The sequence below is a fragment of the Pseudomonas sp. B707 genome (genome assembly GCF_022496685.1).
Lineage (GTDB): Bacteria > Pseudomonadota > Gammaproteobacteria > Pseudomonadales > Pseudomonadaceae > Aquipseudomonas > Aquipseudomonas paraglycinae.
Map to the genome: position 1 here is coordinate 66,225 of NZ_WTVE01000004.1, position 19,347 is coordinate 85,571.

General features: G+C 57.0%; 17 protein-coding genes and 1 pseudogene. 10 read left to right on the top strand and 8 right to left on the bottom strand.

Features of this window, described 5'->3' with window-relative positions; genetic code table 11:
* Nucleotide 1 precedes the first annotated feature (1 nt).
* Nucleotides 2–871, top strand: a complete 870-nt coding sequence (locus GQX66_RS00245) for a TauD/TfdA family dioxygenase (RefSeq protein ID WP_240864916.1) — start codon at nucleotides 2–4, stop codon at nucleotides 869–871.
* A gap of 45 nt (nucleotides 872–916) precedes the next feature.
* Here the strand turns inward: GQX66_RS00245 and GQX66_RS00250 are convergent, their stop codons facing one another.
* From GQX66_RS00250 to GQX66_RS00270, 5 genes are all read right to left on the bottom strand, one after another.
* Nucleotides 917–1,606 (bottom strand): hypothetical protein, encoded by a 690-nt coding sequence (locus tag GQX66_RS00250; RefSeq protein WP_240864918.1) that lies wholly within the window; start codon nucleotides 1,604–1,606, stop codon nucleotides 917–919.
* Nucleotides 1,575–2,615 carry a GSCFA domain-containing protein gene (locus GQX66_RS00255; RefSeq protein WP_240864921.1) on the bottom strand — a complete coding sequence of 347 codons (1,041 nt, stop codon included), beginning with the start codon at nucleotides 2,613–2,615 and terminating at the stop codon, nucleotides 1,575–1,577. The genes GQX66_RS00250 and GQX66_RS00255 overlap by 32 nt, the downstream gene beginning before the upstream one ends.
* A 37-nt stretch (nucleotides 2,616–2,652) precedes the next feature.
* The gene (locus GQX66_RS00260) at nucleotides 2,653–3,168 is read right to left on the bottom strand and encodes a GNAT family N-acetyltransferase (protein ID WP_129972663.1); all 516 of its coding nucleotides are present in this window, start codon (nucleotides 3,166–3,168) and stop codon (nucleotides 2,653–2,655) included.
* 166 nt (nucleotides 3,169–3,334) lie between these two features.
* A complete protein-coding gene (locus GQX66_RS00265) occupies nucleotides 3,335–3,748 on the bottom strand; it encodes a cupin domain-containing protein (RefSeq protein ID WP_102717388.1) in 414 nt (137 codons plus the stop codon).
* Nucleotides 3,749–3,779: 31 nt separating this feature from the next.
* Complete coding sequence (locus GQX66_RS00270; protein WP_102717389.1) at nucleotides 3,780–4,535, bottom strand: SDR family oxidoreductase; 756 nt, start codon at nucleotides 4,533–4,535, stop codon at nucleotides 3,780–3,782.
* Between the two features lie 251 nt (nucleotides 4,536–4,786).
* Between GQX66_RS00270 and GQX66_RS00275 the strand changes: the two genes are divergently transcribed.
* Nucleotides 4,787–6,355: a winged helix-turn-helix domain-containing protein gene (locus GQX66_RS00275; protein WP_240864956.1), complete on the top strand. Its 1,569-nt coding sequence runs from the start codon at nucleotides 4,787–4,789 to the stop codon at nucleotides 6,353–6,355.
* A gap of 4 nt (nucleotides 6,356–6,359) precedes the next feature.
* On the opposite strand, the gene GQX66_RS00280 is transcribed toward GQX66_RS00275, so the two are convergent.
* The 3 genes from GQX66_RS00280 to GQX66_RS00290 form a co-directional block, all read right to left on the bottom strand.
* Entirely contained in the window at nucleotides 6,360–7,409 is a 1,050-nt protein-coding gene (locus GQX66_RS00280) for an NAD(P)-dependent alcohol dehydrogenase (RefSeq protein ID WP_085747528.1), read from the bottom strand.
* A 151-nt stretch (nucleotides 7,410–7,560) separates the two neighbouring features.
* Nucleotides 7,561–8,409 carry an AraC family transcriptional regulator gene (locus tag GQX66_RS00285; protein ID WP_240865416.1) on the bottom strand — a complete coding sequence of 283 codons (849 nt, stop codon included), beginning with the start codon at nucleotides 8,407–8,409 and terminating at the stop codon, nucleotides 7,561–7,563.
* Between the two features lie 168 nt (nucleotides 8,410–8,577).
* Entirely contained in the window at nucleotides 8,578–10,545 is a 1,968-nt protein-coding gene (locus GQX66_RS00290) for an alkyl sulfatase dimerization domain-containing protein (RefSeq protein WP_240864971.1), read from the bottom strand.
* A 105-nt stretch (nucleotides 10,546–10,650) separates the two neighbouring features.
* Here GQX66_RS00290 and GQX66_RS00295 point away from each other — a divergent pair, with 105 nt between their 5' ends.
* The 8 genes and pseudogenes from GQX66_RS00295 to GQX66_RS00330 all read left to right on the top strand — a co-directional run bounded on the left by GQX66_RS00295 (nucleotide 10,651) and on the right by GQX66_RS00330 (nucleotide 19,208).
* Entirely contained in the window at nucleotides 10,651–11,574 is a 924-nt protein-coding gene (locus GQX66_RS00295) for a LysR family transcriptional regulator (RefSeq protein ID WP_240864973.1), read from the top strand.
* 90 nt (nucleotides 11,575–11,664) lie between these two features.
* Nucleotides 11,665–12,063 (top strand): annotated as a pseudogene (locus GQX66_RS00300) (toxin); the annotation flags it as partial.
* A gap of 66 nt (nucleotides 12,064–12,129) precedes the next feature.
* Nucleotides 12,130–12,360, top strand: a complete 231-nt coding sequence (locus tag GQX66_RS00305) for a hypothetical protein (RefSeq protein ID WP_240864983.1) — start codon at nucleotides 12,130–12,132, stop codon at nucleotides 12,358–12,360.
* 71 nt (nucleotides 12,361–12,431) lie between these two features.
* Complete coding sequence (locus tag GQX66_RS00310) at nucleotides 12,432–12,683, top strand: pyocin S6 family toxin immunity protein (protein ID WP_240865418.1); 252 nt, start codon at nucleotides 12,432–12,434, stop codon at nucleotides 12,681–12,683.
* 69 nt (nucleotides 12,684–12,752) lie between these two features.
* Nucleotides 12,753–13,019, top strand: a complete 267-nt coding sequence (locus tag GQX66_RS00315; RefSeq protein WP_240864991.1) for a colicin E3-like toxin immunity protein — start codon at nucleotides 12,753–12,755, stop codon at nucleotides 13,017–13,019.
* Nucleotides 13,020–13,141: 122 nt separating this feature from the next.
* A complete protein-coding gene (gene solA / locus GQX66_RS00320) occupies nucleotides 13,142–14,296 on the top strand; it encodes an N-methyl-L-tryptophan oxidase (protein WP_240864998.1) in 1,155 nt (384 codons plus the stop codon).
* 413 nt (nucleotides 14,297–14,709) lie between these two features.
* A complete protein-coding gene (locus tag GQX66_RS00325) occupies nucleotides 14,710–15,234 on the top strand; it encodes a hypothetical protein (RefSeq protein ID WP_240865006.1) in 525 nt (174 codons plus the stop codon).
* A 380-nt stretch (nucleotides 15,235–15,614) separates the two neighbouring features.
* A complete protein-coding gene (locus tag GQX66_RS00330) occupies nucleotides 15,615–19,208 on the top strand; it encodes a restriction endonuclease (RefSeq protein ID WP_240865008.1) in 3,594 nt (1,197 codons plus the stop codon).
* The last annotated feature ends 139 nt before the right edge of the window (nucleotides 19,209–19,347 follow it).

Below are 19,347 nucleotides of genomic sequence, written 5' to 3' on the forward strand. Positions count from 1 at the left end.
CATGGATCAGTTGGCACTCAAGGCAATCGAGCGCATCGCCGCAGAACGGCGCGCGCCGTATCAGCACATCACGGTCGAGCGGATCACGCCGATCATCGGGGCCGAGATCGGCGGCGTCGATCTTTCGCAGCCGCTGAGCGACGAGCAGCTCGCGGAAATCCGCCAGGCCTTTCTGGAGAATCACGTGGTGGTGTTCCGCGATCAACATCTGACGGTGGACGAGCACAAGGCGTTTGGCCGGTTGTTCGGTGAGCTGCGGGCGCTGCCGGTGGAAGACATCGACGGCGATGACCCGGAACTGGTGGTGATCCGCGCCAACGCGCAATCGCGCTACGTGGCCGGCGAAACCTGGCACACCGACGGCACCGCCGACCTGGCGCCGTCCATGGGCTCGATGCTGTACGTCAAGGAAACCCCGGCCATCGGCACGGGCGGCGATACGCTGTTCGCCAACATGCACCTGGCGCTGGAAATGCTGTCGCCGACGATGCAGCAGTTTCTCGGAGAACTGACAGCGATCCACGACGGCGCGATTCCGTGGAAGGGCTATGAGGCGCCGGCCAACCTGCCGAAAACCGAGCACCCGGTGGTGGTTCGCCACCCGGAAACCGGTCGCAAAACGCTGTTCGTCAATTCCGGGTTTACGTCGCACATCGTCCAGTTATCCGGCGGGGAAAGCCAGGTGCTGTTGAACATGCTGTTCGATCTGGTGGCTCGCGAACCAGTTCTGAGTTGTCGCGTGCGCTGGGCGCCGAATACCTTGGTGTTCTGGGACAACCGTTGCACCCAGCACCATGCGGTCTGGGATTATTTTCCGCACTCGCGGTATGGCGAGCGGGTGACGATTCTGGGGACGCAGCCGAAAGCTTGAATCTAAAAAAACGGCGGGAGCGGCGGTGCCGTTCCCACCGGTCATTCACAGGCCTTGTTTGAGCAGTTGCTCGACGATCAACTCGCCGAACGCCAGATTCCCGTGCAGCGGGTCATCCACTTCGCAGTACGCCGAACGCTGAAAGCCCTGCTCATCATTCGCCGCCGTGCGCACGTCGATCAGCTCGATGCCAAGTCCTTGCAGACGCTCGATCAGCAGCGCCTGCGCGGCCATGAACACTCGTGAGTCGGACAACTCCGGAACCCGCTGCGGCGGCAATACGGCGAACACCTTGAGGTTCATCGCCCGGGCCTGTTCATAGAACGCCAGCGCAGGCCGGGACAGGGTGTCGACAATGGATTCGAACAGCGGCCCGGCGAGAAAACCTTCATCGAACTCGGCGTCCGGCGTCTGGTAGCACGTCCAGTTCGGCGCGGTGGCGAGATAGTGCAGGCTCAAGCCGATCGTACTCACCAGCGGCACCCCGACCTTCGCCAGTTGCGGCACTTCGAACGGCTCAAGGGCCTGGCGATACAGGCGCTCCATCTCGGCTTCCCGAAACACCACGTCATGGCGGGTCAGGCTGAAAAAGTCGACCGCAAAATCCCGGCCGGTGCCCAGCGGGCCGCCGCTGAACGGCAAGCCGCGGGCCTGCGCCGCCTTGCCGATGACCCCGGCATGGGAGTCGCCCAGCAGCAGAAACCTAGGCGTAGTAATCGAGCACGGCGTCTTCACAGACAAGCTCCTCGCTGGACACGCAGGTGGAAGGAACGCTGGCCGGCTTCTGCACCGGTTGAACCGCATCGAGCCCGGCGAAAAACTGCTGCATGACGAACGCCACGCCGTCGGGCGTAACTTCCCGCTGGTTGGGCTGATAGAACGCGCCCTTGAACGGTGTGCCGGTGATGATTTCGTAAGAAGGGAAATAGTCGACGTCGTGCAGGTCTTCACACAGCTGCCCGGCGACGGCGCGCAGGACCGATTTGGAATAGGTGGTGGCGCTCAGCACATGCTCGCCCGTGGCGGTCGCCGTCAGGGGCACCGGTGACACGGTGAGCAGCAGGCGCAGTTGCGGGTTGATCGAACGCATCAACTCCAGCGCCCGGACCATATCGCCATAGGTGTCCATGAAGCCGAAATTGCAGAACTTGTGAAGCAGCGGATCGAAGGTGCCGCGCACGGTGCCAGGGCACACGGGGTACACCAGTCCGGTCTGGCGGTTTTGCCAGGCTTCGGTCAGGCCGAGGGTAAACACGAACACTTTGGCCTGGCGCAGGGCGGTGCGGATGGCGTCGAGGGTGGCTTCGCGCGATGCGAACAGCGCGTCCTCGCTGGCAAAACCGTCGGGCTCCACGGCGGGGCGGAACGGGTCGAAGAAACGCCCGTCATGGGCCCAGGTTTCGTCGGGGGGCAGGCTCACGCCCAAGGCCCATTCGAGCCATTGGCACAGCATCGCCGGGGTGTACAGGTTGCCGGTGCGGAACGAGAACACCCCGTAGTTGTGGGATTTCCAGTCGGCTGCGGGCAGTTCGGCCGGGGCCGGTTCCGCGTCCAGCCAGTTCATGCCGCGCTCCACCAGCGCGCGGCCGATGTGCTGGGCGAAACAGGAGCCAGCGGTGACGATGGCGTCCTTGTTGCCGATCTCGAACTGCGGCGTCCACAGTTGATCGATGGTCAGCGCGGGCTTGTCAGCCACGGCGGTGCGCCAGAAAGCGCGGGGTGGCAGGCATTGATAAGGATTCACGACGAGGGCCTCCTTGGCGGTCGCTGATAAAACGGGGTCAGCTGATTTGATAGCGGTAGATCAGGTCGTCAAACCACCGATCTCCAATCTGATAGGCCTGTGGCACGCGGCGCTCGAATACAAAACCGCATTTCTCCAACACCTTGCAGGAGGCGATATTACCGTCGGTCACGGTCGACTCCAACGAGTCCAGGCCGATGACGGCGGCATAGTCGATGATCGCCTGCCGCGACTCGGTGCCAAAGCCTTTGCCCTGATGCTCGGGCAACAGCAGGCAACCCACCTCGGCATGCCCCGGCGACAGGATACGAAATCCGGTCACGCCCAGTTCCTGTCCGCTGGCCCTGTCGGTCACCACCAGACACAACCAGTGATCCGACTGCGGCCCCCAGGCCGGAAGCCGATGCTCGAAGCCTTTGCGCACCTGATCCTCGGCGATTTCACCGAACACGTACTGCATGGTTTGCGGCTCGGAGTGCAGCCTGAGGAACAGCGGCCAGTCGGATTCGACCATCGTGCGCAGGTCAAGGCGTTGCGTGGCGAGTTCGAGCATCCGCTGCTCCTTGCAAGGGCGGAAAGGGAAGACGGTTTTTTACTGGGTGTGGGGCGAAAGATCAATGCTTTGATCGGGCATGTTTTGCAACGCCGACCTTGATCGCGCCCCGTAGCGGTACTCTCCGGCAGCCACGCTGCCGGAGGTGGATTGGCGTAAGGATCGGTTACGGCTTGACGGGTTTGACCAGGTCGGTCTCGCTGCTGTCGAGCACGAACACCGCCAGCAGACGGGACGGCTCAGTGGTGCTGGCATTGGCGCTCACCGCGTGGAAGTCACCCGGTAGCTCGACGAAGTTTTCCCCGGCCTTGTAGACCTTCTCCGGCCCGTCACCGACCTTGCTGCGCACGGCGCCCTCAAGCACCGTGGCGTAGATGAACGCGGACTTCGGATGAAAGTGCGCCGGCGAAGATCCACCGGGCGCGTATTCCACCAGCACGCCCCGCATGGATTTGCCCGGAACGTTGGGCAGGGCGCGGTCGAACACCACGGTGACCTTGCCCGCCTGCGGTTCGGCGGCCGAGGCAGATGAAATCGAAACGGCCGCAAACGTGGCGGCCAGCAGGATTCGGCTGAACATGGCGATACTCCTTCAAATCAGGTGGGGTGTTTCAGCGCTGGGTCGATTTCGCCAGCCAGTCTTCAAAGCGCGTCGGGCCCAGGCGCGGGTTGCTGCTGCCGGGGGTGAGCGACTGGTCGTCGAGCTCGCCGCCGAAGTAGCGGGCGTGCACGTCCGGGATCACTTTGCGGGTGTCGTGAGTGGCGCGGAAAAAACGCCGCACCAGCTCGTCGAGGGGCATGGCTTCGGGGCCGGCGATTTCCTGCGTGCCGTTGATCGGCGCTGCCAAGGCAACGTCGGTGAGGGCAGCGGCGACATCGTCGGAGGCCATGGGCTGGATCAGTGCCGGCGACAGGCGCACTTCCTCGCCGACGGTGGCGGATTGGGCGATGCCGCCGACAAATTCGAAGAATTGCGTGGCCCGCACTAGGGTGTACGGAATGCTCGAGGCCTTGATCAGGTTCTCCTGGGCGACCTTGGCGCGGAAGTAGCCGTTGGCAGGCGAGCGCTCACTGGCGACGATCGACAGCGCCACGTGATGGCGAACCCCAGCGGCGGCTTCGGCGGCGAGGAGGTTGCGAGTGGAGGTCTCGAAGAAGTCGAGTACGGCCTGGTCTTCCCACGAAGGGGCGTTGGAAACGTCGACCACCACCTGGGCGCCGTCCATCGCTTCGGCAAGGCCTTCGCGGGTGATGCTGTTGACGCCGGTGTTAGGGGAGGCGGCGCGGGCGTCGTGGCCGCGTTCGCGCAGATTGTTCACAAGTTTCGATCCGATGAGGCCGGTGCCTCCGATAACGACGATCTTCATGGCAACTCTCCACTTGCCGACGGCAACCATTGCTGTCGATGTGGGTTGAGCATGCTTGCGGCGCTCGGGCAAATCCTTGTGGTGACCTTGGATTTGTCTTGGTTTTTTGTCCAGACAGGCCAATCCGTCGGCAGATGCGTAGACCAGTGTGCAGACCGGTGCGGCGGCCCGAGGTCTGCCGTATGATCGAGCGCAAAACAATCGCCTGCCCGGACACGGCGTCGCGGGCGCCAGACCAGAGAACAGCCACCGTGCAATTTGTGTTTGAAGACTACCTGCTCGACCAGCAGCGCCGGGAACTGACCTGTCACGGGCAAGTCGTGACGGTCGGGCCGCAGGTCTTCGATCTGCTGTTGCTGCTGGTCAGCAACCGCGAGCGGGTGGTGAGCAAGGACGAACTGTTGAGCGCCGTATGGAGCGGCCGGATCGTTTCCGAATCGACCATCACCAGCCACATCAACGCCGTGCGCAAGGCCATCGGCGACACCGGCGAGCAGCAGCGCCTGGTGCGCACGGTGCCGCGCAAGGGCTATCGCTTTGTCGGTGAAATCACCTCGAGCGACAGCCCCGTCAATGCGCCCGAAGCGCCTGCGATACCCGAAGTGGCCACGACACTTGTCCTGCCGGAAAAACCTTCGATCACCGTCCTGCCCTTCCAGAATCTCAGTGGAGACGCCGAGCAGGACTATTTCGCCGACGGCATCGTCGAAGACATCATCACCGCGTTGTCGCGCCTGCGCTGGCTGTTCGTCATCGCCCGCAACTCCAGTTTCACCTACAAGGGCAGGGCGGTGGATGCGCGAGGCGTCGGTCAGGAACTGGGTGTGCGTTACGTGCTGGAAGGCAGCGTGCGCAAGAGCGGCAACAAGATCCGCATCACCGGCCAGTTGATTGATGCGTGCAGCGGCACGCACCTGTGGGCCGAGCGCTTCGAAGGCCTGCTCGACGATATTTTCGAACTCCAGGATCAAGTGGCCGAGAGCGTAGTGGGCGCCATTGCGCCGCAGCTTGAACGCGCGGAAATCGAGCGGGCCAAACGCAAGCCCACCGACAGCCTCGATGCCTATGATTACTACCTGCGGGGCACGGCCAAACTGCACATCGGCACCCAAGAGGCGATCGAGCAGGCACTGGCGTTGTTCTCCCGGGCGATTGAACTGGATCCGGAATTCGCCTCGGCGTATGGCATGGCCGCGTGGTGCCACTTCTGGCGCAAGCTCAACGGCTGGATGACCGACCGGCCCCGGGAAATCGCCGAAGGTGCGCGGCTGGCGCGCATGGGCGTGGAGCTGGGGCGTGACGACGCGGTGGCGCTGACCCGTTGCGGTCATGCCCTGGCCCATCTGACCGGGGATGTCGATTGTGGCATTGCTTTGCTGGATCGGGCTCGAGTGCTCAACCCCAATCTGGCCCCAGCGTGGTTTCTCGGCGGTATCCTGCGCGCCTTGGGTGGCGAAACCGAAGCCGCCATTGCCAACCTCGAGCATGCCGTGCGCCTGAGCCCTGTGGACCCGGAAATGTTCCGCATGCAGGTCGGGATGGCGCTGGCGCACTTCTTCGCCGGTCGCTTCGAATGTTCGGTTTCCTGGGCCGAGAAAGCGCAGGGAAATCTGCCCAGTCTGCTGGTAGCGGCGGCCCTGATCGCCGCCAGCCACGCGCTCAATGGGCGAGCCGACAAAGCCGGGCAGGCCATGGAACGGGTGCGTCAGCTGGACCCGACGTTGCGGGTGTCCAGCCTCTGCGCGTGGCTGCCCATTCAACGGCCTGAAGACGTCGCCCGGTTTGCCGAAGGTTTGCGGTTGGCAGGGTTGCCGGAGTAACGGCTCAGCCGGCCAGCGTCGCGTTATCGATCACAAAACGATATTTCACATCACCCTGCAGCATCCGCTCGTAGGACGCGTTGATTTGGTCCGCGCGAATCAGCTCGATGTCGGAAACGATGCCGTGTTCGGCACAGAAATCCAGCATCTCCTGGGTCTCGGCAATGCCACCGATCATTGAACCGGCAATGGTCCGGCGCTTCATGATCAGGTTGAACACGTTCGGTGACGTATGCGGTGAGGCGGGCGCACCGACCAGCGTCAGGGCGCCGTCACGCTTGAGCAGCACCAGAAACGCGTCGAGATCGTGAGGCGCGGCGACGGTGTTGAGGATCAAGTCGAAGCTCTTGGTGTGCGCGGCCATTTCTTCGGCATTGCGCGATACCACGACCTCATCGGCGCCCAGTGCTTTTGCGGCTTCGCGCTTGGACTCGGAGGTGGTGAACGCCACGACGTGCGCGCCCATCGCATGGGCCAGTTTGATGCCCATGTGGCCCAGGCCACCGATACCGACCACACCGACCTTTTTGCCCGGCCCGGCGTTCCAGTGACGCAGCGGCGAGTACGTAGTGATGCCCGCACACAGCAGCGGCGCGACGGCGGCCAACTGCGCCTCAGGGTGACGGATACGCAGGACATAACGCTCATGCACCACGATGTTTTGCGAGTAGCCGCCGAGGGTCCAGCCCGGTGCGTCCGGGGTCGGGAAGTTGTAGGTGCCGATCATGCCGTCGCAGTAGTTTTCCAGACCGGTCTCGCAATCCTCGCAGTGTTTGCAGCTGTCGACGATGCAGCCGACACCCACCAGATCACCGACTTTGTAGTCGGACACATGGGCGCCGACCGCCGAAACGCGGCCGACAATCTCGTGCCCCGGCACGCAGGGGAATTGCGTCCCGGCCCATTCGGCGCGCACCTGGTGCAGGTCGGAGTGGCAGATGCCGCAGAAGGCGATGTCGATCTGCACATCATGGGCCGCCGGCGCGCGGCGATTGATCTGCATCGGCTCAAGGGGTTTATCGCCGGCGTGGGCACCGTAGGCGTGTACAAGCATGGGAACGTCCTCGAAGGATCAGTCGGACAGCCATCTTCACGTTCCGTGTCCCCATTCTGTTAGCGCATTTCTCCGGATTGCTTGCCTGATTCTGTTCGCAGTCGTGCGCATTTGCCCGACCTGCTGCACGAGCAGATCGGGCATGAGCAGGCTAGCGCAGCGGCACGTAGATATCCGTTTGCCACTGATCTTTCGGGGTCTCGGGGCTGATGCTCAAGTATTCGAAAAACAGTGGGTGATCACGCAATTCTTCGCCGCTGGCCGGTAACCAGTCACGGTAGATCGGGTAGATGGTTTCGCCGATGTGATCGGTGGAGCCCACATGACGGACGACGGCGCAGCGACCGGCGGGAATGATCAGTTCGCCGACATTGAATGCATTGGGCGCCACGGTGTCGTGAATCTCACCGCAAATCGCGAAATGAAAGTCTTGCGCTGGTGTCGTGTCGGGATTGCCATAGGGAATCCCGAACGTGCGGCTCAACGCCACGGGTGACTGGCCACTCTGCTGGCGCCACCGGATGAACGTTTGCACGCTTTGATTGAGAAGCCCTGGCGGGCCGCGGTGTTCGAGTGCGGCGACGCGAACTTCGGGGAAGTCGACAATTCGTACCTGCATGGCAATGCTCCTTGAGAAATGCGGAATGGCAAAGACCGAATGCCAGACCTTCCAGTCCGGTGCCTTGCGAAAGGCCCCGGGCGAGAGGCCGAGGGCTCGCTTGAATGCCCTCGAAAACGCCTCGGGACTCTCGAAGCCCGTATCCAGCGCGGCGTCCATCACCGAGAGGTGAGGCAGGGCGATCAAGCGGTGCGCCGCACGACGCAGGCGCATCAACTGCACATAACGAGAAACGGGCACGCCGACGAATACCGTAAATTGCCTGTGAAAGTGGAACTCGGAAAAGTTCGCAACCTGACTTAACGCCTTCACCGACAGGTCGCCTTCAAGGTTGGCGTCGATGTAGGCGAGTACCGCCGTGAAGCGTCTCGCGTAGGCCATTTGAGTCGGAGTGTCGGGCACGGTGTGGAAGTCCTGGAAATTCGGTCGGCCTTAGCATCGACGATCGCGGCCTAAATGCGCCTAGCCGTATTTGCTCAAGGCAGAAAGTCGGTGCTGACACACTGCACCGACTGGCCGAATCATTACACTCGCACGGTGCGTTGTGAATCAGTCGCGCGCCCGCGCAACAATCGCAAAATTCCCCGGCGCCTTTTCCAGCAGCCCCAGGAATCTCACGAGATCGACATTGCTGCCATCCACCTTCAGATCATCGGAGGTGAGCGTTTCCTTCAGCCCGGCGGTGCCGCTCAGCAGTTGGACGAACAGGTCCTTGGTGACGGTCAGCGTTGCGTTGGCGTTCGCCGCGGTCGGGCCTTTTCGATAGTGCAGCACGGCGTTCTCGATCCACAGCACGAACGATTCATTCGTATCGGTCAGCACCAGATTGAACGTCCAGTTCTTGCCATCCGCCGCCGGCCCGTCGAGGCTTGCGGCCATGGCTTCGAGGAAGCGCTCAGTGGGCGTCTGCTTCATCAGTTCGATCAGGTCGGAGCGTTTGACGCCCTTGGCTGGCGGGCCGTTGCGCAGCTCCATGGCCGCGGTCAGGTAGCTGTTGCGCCAGGTCGCCGATTCCGCCTGATAGCCCATCTGTTCGTACGCGCGGGCCAGCAGTTCTTTGGCGGCCGTGTCGTCGGGGTTGGCGAGCACGGCCTGATCCAGCAGCTCGGCGACCCAGCGATATTCGCCCTTGTCATAGGCCTCGCGCGCGGCCTCGACCACCTTGGCATTGCCTCCCATCAATTCGACGTAGCGCTTTGCCGATTCCTTGGGCACCAGCGGATTCAAGTGCGCGGGGTTGCCATCGTAGGCGCCCAGGTACAGCTGGTAGATCGCCTTGACGTTGTGGCGCAGGTCGCCGTAATAACCACGGGTGCCGAAGTACGACGCCAGCGAATCCGGCAGCTGGATCTTGTCGGCGATCTCGTTGGGGGTGTAGCCGGCGTTCATCAGGCGCACGGTCTGGTCGTGCAGGTATTTGTAGACGTCGCGGTGCTTGGTGATGAATTCGCGGATCCGCTCGTTGCCCCAGATCGGCCAGTTGTGCTGACCGAAATAGACCTCGGTGTCGCCCAACTCGTCGAGGGCGATTTGCGTGTAGTCAGACCAGCGCAGCGCATCGCGCACCTTGGCGCCACGGATCGGCAAGAGGTTGTGCATGGTCTGCGCCAGCAGCTCCGCACCGCCATACGCCTTCAGCGCGGGGATCGAAAAGGTCAGCTCGGCCGGGGCTTCCGCGCCGGGCATGTTGTGGAACACGAAGCTGACGCCGTCGAGCACCAGCGGCTGGATCGGCTGGTCGATGATCTGCGTCGGCGGCAGGATGCCCATGCTGCCGTAGGCGACGTTTTTGCCCAGACCGGTGTCGACGATGCCGGTGGCGCCCGGCGTCAGGTTCTTGCCGAACTGATACATCGAACGCCGCGCCATCGCCGGGCCCGCCAGGATGTTTTCGCTGGTGGCTTCCTCCATGAACCCGGCAGGCGCGACGATGGGAATATTGCGCTGGGCGACTTCGCTGCTTGAGGTGATGCCCAGCACACCGCCGAAATGGTCGGCATGGTCGTGGGTGAAAATGATCGCGGTGACGGGCTTGTTGCCCAGATGCTCGCGGGCGAATGCCAGCGCTGCGGCGGCGGATTCCCGGGAGGTCAGCGGGTCGACCACGATCCAGCCGGTTTGCCCGTCGATCAGCGTCATGTTGGCGATGTCGAATCCGCGCAACTGGTAAATCCCATCGCGAACCTTGAACAGACCGATCTGCGCGTTGAGCATCGCGTGCCGCCACAGGCTAGGGTTGACGGTGGCTGGCGCCTGGCCTTCGACGAAGCGGTACGCATCGAAATCGATCAGCACATTGCCGTCGGAGCCAAGGATCTTGCCGGTGGGGCGGGCGATGAAACCGCGCTGGGCATCTTCCATGTCCCGGTTGTCGCTGAGATCCAGGCCCTTGATCGACGCCTGGATCACCGCTGCCGTGGCGGGCGTGGCGTCGCCGGCTGCGACGCCGGGCTTGTTGTCACAGCCGCCGAGTGACACCAGCGTCAGGGCGAGGATCGTGTAGAGGGTCGGTTTCATTCTTGTTGTTCTCCGAGGGTCGAATTCGCTCCAGCCTAGGGGCAGGGCGGCGATGTATCCAATGCATTGTTTACATCCGGATAATGCGTCGCTAGCATCGGGTGAATGGACCTCAAACGACTGTCACACCTTCTCGCGCTGGCCGATGAACGCCATTTCGGCCGCGCCGCCGAACGCGTTCACCTCAGCCAGCCGGCCCTGAGCCGCAGCATTCAGGCGCTGGAGAGCGAAACCGGGCAGCGCCTGTTCGATCGCGACACCGGCGACGTCCGCCCGACGCCGGCGGGGGCGTTTCTGATCGAGCGGGCGCGGCGGTTGCTGTTCGATGCCCGTTCGCTGGAGCGGGACATGGCGCTCTACAGCGATCGCCAACTGGGTAGCCTCGCTTTTGGCGTCGGGCCGTTCCCGGCGGCCATGTTGATGCATCAAGTCGTGCCGCGACTGCGCCTGGATCACCCGGCAGTCACCCTGCGTGTCGAGGTGAACAACTGGCAGATTCTCGAAGCGCGGCTGCGCGCCGAAGCGATCGAATTCTTCGTTGCCGATATCCGTAACTTCACCGCGGAATCCGATCTTTTGATCCGCTCGCTGGGCCAGGTTTCGGCAGGCTTCTTCGTGCGTCCGGAGCATCCGCTGGCCGGGCGTAAAGTGGCGATGGGCGAGCTGGAAGGCTATGGCATCGCCACGACGCGCTTGCCCGAAGTCGTGAAACTCGAGACCGCCCGAACCCTCGGCATCTCCACCCGCCAGACGCTGCCCATCGTGTTGGAGTGCGATGATGTGGCGTTGCTCAAAACCGTCGCTGGTTCGACTGACACCATCCTCGGCGTCATCCATGGCGCCGTGGCTGAAGATATTCGGGTGGGGCGTTTGATCGAGCTTCATGTTGTCGACCGGCCGGGATTTCATTCTGAAATCGGTGTGGTGAGTTTGCAGGGCAGGAGCCTGTCGCCGACGGCTTTGTGTGTGATTGAGGCGGTCGTTGCCGAGATGCAATCCGTTCACGTCGAACAATCCCCACGTCTTTAGAGATACGTCCTACAGCCATGATTTTCCTGGTTCGTTAACGTCGTGCGGCCTCTTGGAGGGGTTGCCGATGCATGAACGAAAGGACAATCAGTGGCTGGTCAAAAGGACATTCCCCGGGTTCCCAACCCACCGGCAGGCGACGGGCATCACGTCACTTACCGCTACATGACGGCCACCGAACTGGCCGATCAGCAAGACCGACAAGACAAGTACGACGCCATGCTGGCGAGACAGGACGCCTTTGAGCGCAGCCGTGAGGTGGCGGCGAACAAGTCTGAGCCGGTGCGTGCGGGTTGCGTGTTTGCCAAGTCGTGCAAGCTGCCGGACGCGATCATCGATTACTCGAATCCTTCGGGGATGGTGCCGACTGATAGCCTGAAGGATTACGGCGAGCTGATTTTGCTCGGTGGCCGGGAAGCCGATAGCAGCGGCGGGGTTGAGCTCAAGAAAATCAGCGGCACTGCCATTCCTGCGGGGCTGGGCACTTTTAGGCGAGCCGACATCTACAAAAAAGAATAAAAAATCTAAAAAAGGCAAGAAAAGGAGCATTGAACCTTGAGATTTTTAGTAGAAGCTTTTGACATTGAGACAGACTTCCAGGCCTTCGTTATCGAGTTGCCACAGGGATGTGATGAGCAAATCAAAGCCATCATGGTTTGGAAAGAAGAACCGCAGGGGTGGGAGGGCTATGATTTGAGCCAGCCACAAATGCAAGCAATCGAAGAGCTTGCCGGTAGGTCGATTGAGGATCGAAATTTCTATTTCCAACTGACATGCAATGTATAGACAGAAAAACTAAAGGGGGCGGATCTATTCACGAGAATATATCCGGCCCTTTTTTCATGAAGGAACAAGCGATGCTCTTCCTTTCAATAACCGGCTTTTACCCCGATGACGTCCAAGACGACACGCTGCAGTTCGAGCTGGATATCGACGGTAGCGAAATGAATGAAAAAGTTGCACAGCTCATTGAATCCAAGCCCCTGAGCGAACTGAATCCTGGTGAGTTGTTACTGAGTGAGGATCAGGTAGCGGCACTGGGAGCCCTGCTGAATGTCAGCTTCCCGAGCGGACTGGAGTATTTCATGGGTACCTGTGCGAAATCCTGATACTGCGGAGAGCAAAGGGCACGGGGCCACCGTCCCTTTTTTCGTCAAAAAAATATCTGTGAGGAATAGATGGGACTGGAGCTGAGGCTGGAGTGGTACGACACAGCAAACCTGGAATTCCAAGGCGAGGAGACGTCAAAAAATCTGGGGGATGATGAATCAGTATTGAATGCCTTAAGCATTCCAGTAGAGGGCAACATCAATAATGGCAGCTTCAACGTCGTCGAAAAGTGGGTCGCGACTATTCAGCCGTATTTTCAGCACCAGATTGCTCTGAGTACCAACGACTATCAAATTTCGTTTGACTACAGCCAGCACCGACAGACGGCTGATTGACAGTAAATGGGACGCCCATTAGCTCGCTTCCCGCATTTTTGCCTAGGCGCGGCTTTCAGCGGATTGTTTTCCATCGCCTGATCCGCTTCACTGTGGCTCTTTTGCCTGAGCGGAAATCAATCATGGAACGATGCGAAGCACTGGTCATCGGCCTCGGCGCCATGGGCGCGGCCACGGTGTATCAACTGGCGAAGGCCGGGGTCAACGTGGTCGGCATCGACCGCCACCATCCGCCGCACACATTCGGCTCCAGCCATGGCGACACCCGCATCACCCGGCTGTCCGTGGGCGAGGGCGCGCAATACGTGCCCATCGTGCGCAACTCCCACCGCATCTGGCGCGAACTGGAAGCGCTGTCGGGCGAGGCCCTGTTCGAACAGACCGGCCTGCTGGTGCTGACCTCCAGCCCCGACTTCGATCCCGCCGACGAAACCGACTTCACCCTGCGCACCATCGCCCTGGCACAGACCTACGGCATCGAACACGAAGTCCTCGACGCTGCCCAGATCCGCCAGCGCTTCCCGCAGTTTGCCCAGGTGCGCGACGACGCCATTGGCTACTTTGAACCCGAAGGTGGTTTCGTAAGGCCCGAACGCTGCATTGACGTGCAACTCAGACTGGCCGAACAACACGGCGCCAAGCTGTACAAGGGCGAGACCGTGACCCACATCAGCTCGGACGAACAGGGCGTCACCGTCACCACCGACCAGCGCACCGTGCGGGCGAACAAACTGGTGGTCACCGCCGGCAACTGGGCGGGCGGCTTGCTCGGCGCGCCGTTCGACAGGCTGCTAAGCGTCTATCGGCAAAAACTGTTCTGGTTCGAAACCGAGCCTGACGCGGAACTGGTCGGCAATTCAACCACGTTCATCTTCACTCACGGCCAGGACGACGATTTCTACGGCTTTCCCGCGTTGCCGGGGGAGGGCAGTTTGAAGGTGGCGACGGCGCAGTATCACAGCACGTCCACGCCTGAAACTCTGGATCGCACAGTCTCGGCCGAGGAAGAACGCGAGATGTACGAGCAGCAGGTGCAGGGGCGGATCGCCGGGCTGACGGATCGGGTGGTGAAGTCAGCGGTCTGCGCCTACACCGTCACGCCGGATCGACATTTCATCATTGATGAGCATCCACGGTTGCAGCACACGTTGGTGGTGTCGGCATGCTCCGGGCATGGGTTCAAACACTCGGCGGCGCTGGGGGAGGCGTTTGCGCAGTGGTGTTTGCGGGGGGAGAGTGAGCTGGATCTTTCGTTGTTTGCGGTGGGGCGGTTTTAGCGGGAGTGCCAATCTCTATGAATCATGAGCTTTGGCAGGAATCCGATGGCTGTCAGACTTTTTGTCTGGCCGGTGCTCGTGGAGATGGTGCACGTGCACTAATGGATCCGGGAGCAACACTGGCGTGGGAGGTCGAGGCGCAAAGTCATTTTGAAGCGATGACAAAATACTATGCGCACATGCAGTGGGTGAGTATGTGACGGACTTTCCCGAACAGGACAAGATGTCCTACAGAGAGTTGGGGTGGGAATGATCCGCCAATCAAAGGTATCGAGCACGCCCTTCGGACGTCACATGTTTATGAATGCACGGATTGTGGACGTCTTTGGATGCAAAAGGCCGCATGTTCCCGAAGAGGGCGGATATCAGGCGATTCCGGGAGCCTTGATTGCGAATAAATAGGGAACTGCCCAATGCTTAACCGCTATACCGTCTCCCGAGAGAGGATGGCGAATGACTTGAAAAATGCGCAGCTGCTGCAGGGGCAGCGACTTGCTGAGTTATTGCATGACCAATATTACTTCAACGAGGAAAAATGCCTGTCTGACGTAGGGTCGTTGCTCTGGCGGTGTGGCGAACGTCAGAAAGTTGCGATGTACCTGCTGAGCGATGGGGAAAGTGTGGGAGCTGATGAGTCCGATCTGGAACCTCCCACATCCTTTGCGCTTGATGCCGCGAGCTTCTGCTCGTGGCGCAGGGAAAATCTGCTTCGCAACAGGTCAGCTCTCTTCCTCGAAGGAAAAATCATCACAGCAGTTCAAGGCGTTGTCGATAAAGTGGCGGGCGGAGATGTTTGGCTTGTCGGCTTTCAAGTTTCCTTCGAGACAGGCGACTACCTGTTCTACCTGAATCAGGGTGACGATGCAGTCGTTCTGGTTAATGAATGGCTCAAGAGGTTGGAGGGCATCGAAACCTGCTTGGTGACCTCGCTGGAATGAGCATTTAGTTCAATAGCGGCTTGGACGAAAATAAATGCGTCCCCATTCTTTCCCCCATTCTTTCTCCAGTTTTCCTGATCTATGAATGAGGGGCGCTCCTGGACACCGATCCACTCATTGGTCAATCGCGCTCTCCAATACACCACAACTGAGCTTCGACTAAGTCTCAGCTCCCACGGATCACAAATTGGGTTTCTCTAACAGAAGGGCGCAAATCGATAAACGGTGTGAGTCGACTCCCACGTACGATGGCCGTACCGAGCTGATAGCCAAAGCCCTGATTGACATCGAGGTATCTGTGGTGGCAAAACAGAACTATAGCTAACTGGCGAGAGTCGACCATTCCGACTTCGAAAAAAATGACCTACCGAGACGTCACCATGCAAGCGCAGGCAGCGAAACCAATTCTATATCAAGGACATCCAATTCCTTTTCAGGCCCTTACTTCAGATGCATTTGAAGACTTCACCTATCAAGCCTTGACTCTTTTGGGGAAAAAACAAGGCTTCGAAATGAAGAGCGGCCGACAGCCTTCAGGTGACCAAGGCTATGACTGCACTGCCCGCACCGAAAGAGATCAGCACTTAGTATGTATTCAATGTAAAAGATATGAATCAGCCTTGAGTGTTAACAAGGTCGCAGAAGAAATAATCAAAGTTTCTTTTGATAAGGCTCTTAACGGATCCAATCCTAGGAAGCATTACATAATTACCTGTGGCGATGTTTCTGGCTCTTTACGTAAAGCAGAGCGCCAAAGTAACTACGACGTGCTAAAGCAAGAATGTAATAAAATCATAGTCAAGGGGAAATTTCAGCCCGCGCTGCTAGAAAAAGCTAAGAAGCAAAATCTTGATCCCGTAAAGATAGTTGAAGACTATTTTGATACTTTGGATAATCTTACGATATGGTCTGGCACTGATTTTAGAAATGAACTAATCACAATATGGAGTGAGCTGTCAGATATCATAGATTCCCATTTCACGATTGAAAAAATCTTGAGAGACTGCCCCACGCCAGACTTCAACCTCAGTGCATACCTTAAAAAGACCACCCTGACCGAAGAAAACCTAACATCTCTCAGCTACACTTCAGCGCGCCTACCTTCAAAGTTAACAAGCAGTAGTGATCTGATAGATTTTGGCAATGGAATTTTAAGTTCGGGCGCCGTGGCAGAACTTCTAAAGCAGGGGAGGAATATAGCAATATCATCCCCTGGGGGGAGCGGCAAGTCCTCTACGCTTTCGTTAATTAAAAACAAATTAAATCCTTCTGAGTCCGATGCAGAATACTTGCCTATCAAGATAAAGTTGAGAGGTTATTCTAGGAATTCGCTAAATCATATGATTGAAAGTGAGCTTGATATAAAATTCGGCTCATGGAAAAGTCTGCCATTTAAAATTGTCTTTCTCCTCGATGGGCTTGATGAAATGCTGCAATGCGACACGCAAGCATTTTTCGATGATCTTGAAAGTACATTAAGTGGTTATAATTATATTATAACCCTGAGAGACAAAGGTTTAAGTGTAGACACAAAATCCACATCAATTGATTGCTGTCTATCAATTCAGCCCCTCTCCTATAGAGCGGTTCTGAATATTGCCAGATCAACTTTTGAGGAAAATGAGCTTGATATGTTCTATGAACAATATAGAAGCAGATTGGGTTCCGTAAATTTTGACTTCTTCTCTTCACCATTTGTGCTGTCACGCTCAATTGATTATTACAAGAAAAATAAAAAGCTACCAACAAGCACCGAGGAGATACTAGAAGATTGGATTTCAGGAAAGCTAGATAACGACCAGACCCGGGTAACAGCTAGCGACCTAAAATCTAATCAACTACCAAAAGCGAAAGTAATCGATGCCTTTTCAATGGTTCTATACAATGCAAACTTCGAGCATGGAGTTTCCTCCATTCCTGAAGATAGCTATGTTGATTTAATGTTGAAATGTCATGAAGAGTTGGCCGCAATAAATCCTTACATATTCAAGGCTCTCAGCTTTACAGAGTTTCTCGGGCTAATTTCAGAGTGTGAGGTTTTATACAAGGGTACAGACAATCATTATTCAACGCCTCATCTAATTATTTCTGATTACTTGGCCTCCAAAACGCTAGCTAAAAAGTGGCGCAATCATCAAGTATCTGAATTTAATAACGCTCATTACGATATATGGCTTTACAGCAGCAATTTTATCTTGGACTCTGAAAAGAATGAATTCTTGGAGACGATTTTTAAATTTGACATCAACCTAGCTGCGAAAGTCGCGAGAAAATTTCAAGGTGTTTATTTAAGTAGCGTAGAGCAAGACATTCTCGATCTTGAAAAAAGTGACAAGGTGCTCACCCGCAGCAGCGCGATATACGCACTTGGCATATTGGGGACAGAGAACAGCTTAAAAAGGCTCAGATCTCGGCAAGGATATGTTGATTCGGAGCACCCTCACCAGCGGAAAAGGGCCTTAGCACTGAGCGGTGATGAAACAACCCTCTTAAACATTCTTGCTGAAAATGAAATGTATGCTCAGGGACTTGGTAGAGTTTCAGGGGGAAGTTATGAACTATGGTTTCGCTCCCCACCAACCGTGATTACAAATATAGCGAGAGAATGCATAAATAAATGGAAGGATAGCGGCCAACCAGGAATATGCATGAGCTTAAGAACTTTAGCTCTGTTTGGTGATACTTCTGATCGAGAAGCACTATCATTCGTATTGGAACGCACAGATCATAGCAATGAGTTCTATGACGCTGCGCATGCACTATTCGAAATTGATAGAGAACTTGCTGGAAAACTTCTTATTAAAATTAGCGAGGAAGACGCAAGGCACTCCTATAATTCAAAAAAAATCCTGGCGAGTTACGGGATTGAGTTTAATGCTGATAGAGAGTTCAATCATTTTATTGATGCCAGTAACGAATCAGAAGAGTATCTCGCACAAGACAATGTAGCGTACAGTCTAGACAAACTAGTTAGCCTTTTAAGAAATGTGCACCTTGATACCAGTAAGATTGACGCTCTAATTGCAGTTTATAATCGGCAGAGCTTCAAAAGAGATTTTTACTTTTATCGCTTGATCTGGAGTTTAGGTCGAAGTGGCAATCCTGGCGCTTTGATGCCGCTGGTAGAGCTAGCATATTCACGTAAAGATCCTGAGGAGATCAACCTTGCCATCGGATACGTTTCGAATTTTCCAGATATGGATGTAAGCGAAGAATTAATGCTGGAGATAGACCAGTATTTCGAGAATCTGAATGGTGAGTCTGATGGGATTTTTCTCCAGTATGTTGAGTTTTACTACAAGACTAGACCAAGGAGCATGGTCATAGATCTTGTCAAGGAAAAGCTGTCACAACTTCTGAGGGATTTGGCACCTGAAACCATCTCAATTGAAGATTACAACTATGGCAGCTTCTTAAAATACAATCTTCTATTCCAGCTTCTGAGCATTTGTTCCAGCGATGACATCTGCTTGGGGGAGGACGACTCCTATAAGTTTCTCCTTGTCAACACTGACCATTTAGAGGTGAAGAGTAAAAATGCGAAGCTGATAGTGCTTGGTCGCCTGAAAAAGAATAGCCTTGATCAGTATCTTAATAGGGTTTCTGACAGTGAAGTGCGAGCGCGCATAGTTAGCTACATGCTTTCAAATGACTTGGCAAGTGATCCGATTTCATTAATTGAAGAATATTTCTCCGCCTACTTATCGCACCATTTTTTCTACACGACAATAGCTTCTGTCTGCTCTAGGCATTGGAATGATAGGCTTGCGAGGATCTTCCTTAGCCATTTCTGTCACTTCAACTGGCAACCTTTTCTTGCAGGGATTTTTACTCAGAATACTGACCTGTATTTGGAGTTGTTCACCAAAGAACAACTGGAAAGCTTTGAGGATGCGCGTGCAGCGCCAATCAATGATTTCGTTGAGAGAACCTATAGGATTTTCCTTGAAAGTAAAGGGCTAGATATGAAGTAGGCATATATTTAGTTGGGGGCTCTGTTGCAGATCTTAAAAGTCTGCAACATCGTCTAGCTCGATGCAAAAAGGGGGCTGCAAAAAAGGGAACTGATTTATTTTCGTGATGCAGAGCAGTCTCCTTTTCTGGATCAAGCCA

Excerpts from the sequence above, each read along its gene's own strand:
- GQX66_RS00325 (WP_240865006.1), top strand. The coding sequence starts at position 14,710 with ATGCTTAACCGCTATACCGTCTCCCGAGAGAGGATGGCGAATGACTTG.
- GQX66_RS00270 (WP_102717389.1), bottom strand. The coding sequence starts at position 4,535 with ATGAAGATCGTCGTTATCGGAGGCACCGGCCTCATCGGATCGAAACTT.
- GQX66_RS00330 (WP_240865008.1), top strand. The coding sequence starts at position 15,615 with ATGCAAGCGCAGGCAGCGAAACCAATTCTATATCAAGGACATCCAATT.
- GQX66_RS00280 (WP_085747528.1), bottom strand. The coding sequence starts at position 7,409 with ATGCTTGTACACGCCTACGGTGCCCACGCCGGCGATAAACCCCTTGAG.
- GQX66_RS00315 (WP_240864991.1), top strand. The coding sequence starts at position 12,753 with ATGGGACTGGAGCTGAGGCTGGAGTGGTACGACACAGCAAACCTGGAA.
- GQX66_RS00310 (WP_240865418.1), top strand. The coding sequence starts at position 12,432 with ATGCTCTTCCTTTCAATAACCGGCTTTTACCCCGATGACGTCCAAGAC.
- GQX66_RS00260 (WP_129972663.1), bottom strand. The coding sequence starts at position 3,168 with ATGCTCGAACTCGCCACGCAACGCCTTGACCTGCGCACGATGGTCGAA.
- GQX66_RS00290 (WP_240864971.1), bottom strand. The coding sequence starts at position 10,545 with ATGAAACCGACCCTCTACACGATCCTCGCCCTGACGCTGGTGTCACTC.
- GQX66_RS00245 (WP_240864916.1), top strand. The coding sequence starts at position 2 with ATGGATCAGTTGGCACTCAAGGCAATCGAGCGCATCGCCGCAGAACGG.
- GQX66_RS00295 (WP_240864973.1), top strand. The coding sequence starts at position 10,651 with ATGGACCTCAAACGACTGTCACACCTTCTCGCGCTGGCCGATGAACGC.
- GQX66_RS00285 (WP_240865416.1), bottom strand. The coding sequence starts at position 8,409 with ATGGCCTACGCGAGACGCTTCACGGCGGTACTCGCCTACATCGACGCC.
- solA (WP_240864998.1), top strand. The coding sequence starts at position 13,142 with ATGGAACGATGCGAAGCACTGGTCATCGGCCTCGGCGCCATGGGCGCG.
- GQX66_RS00265 (WP_102717388.1), bottom strand. The coding sequence starts at position 3,748 with ATGTTCAGCCGAATCCTGCTGGCCGCCACGTTTGCGGCCGTTTCGATT.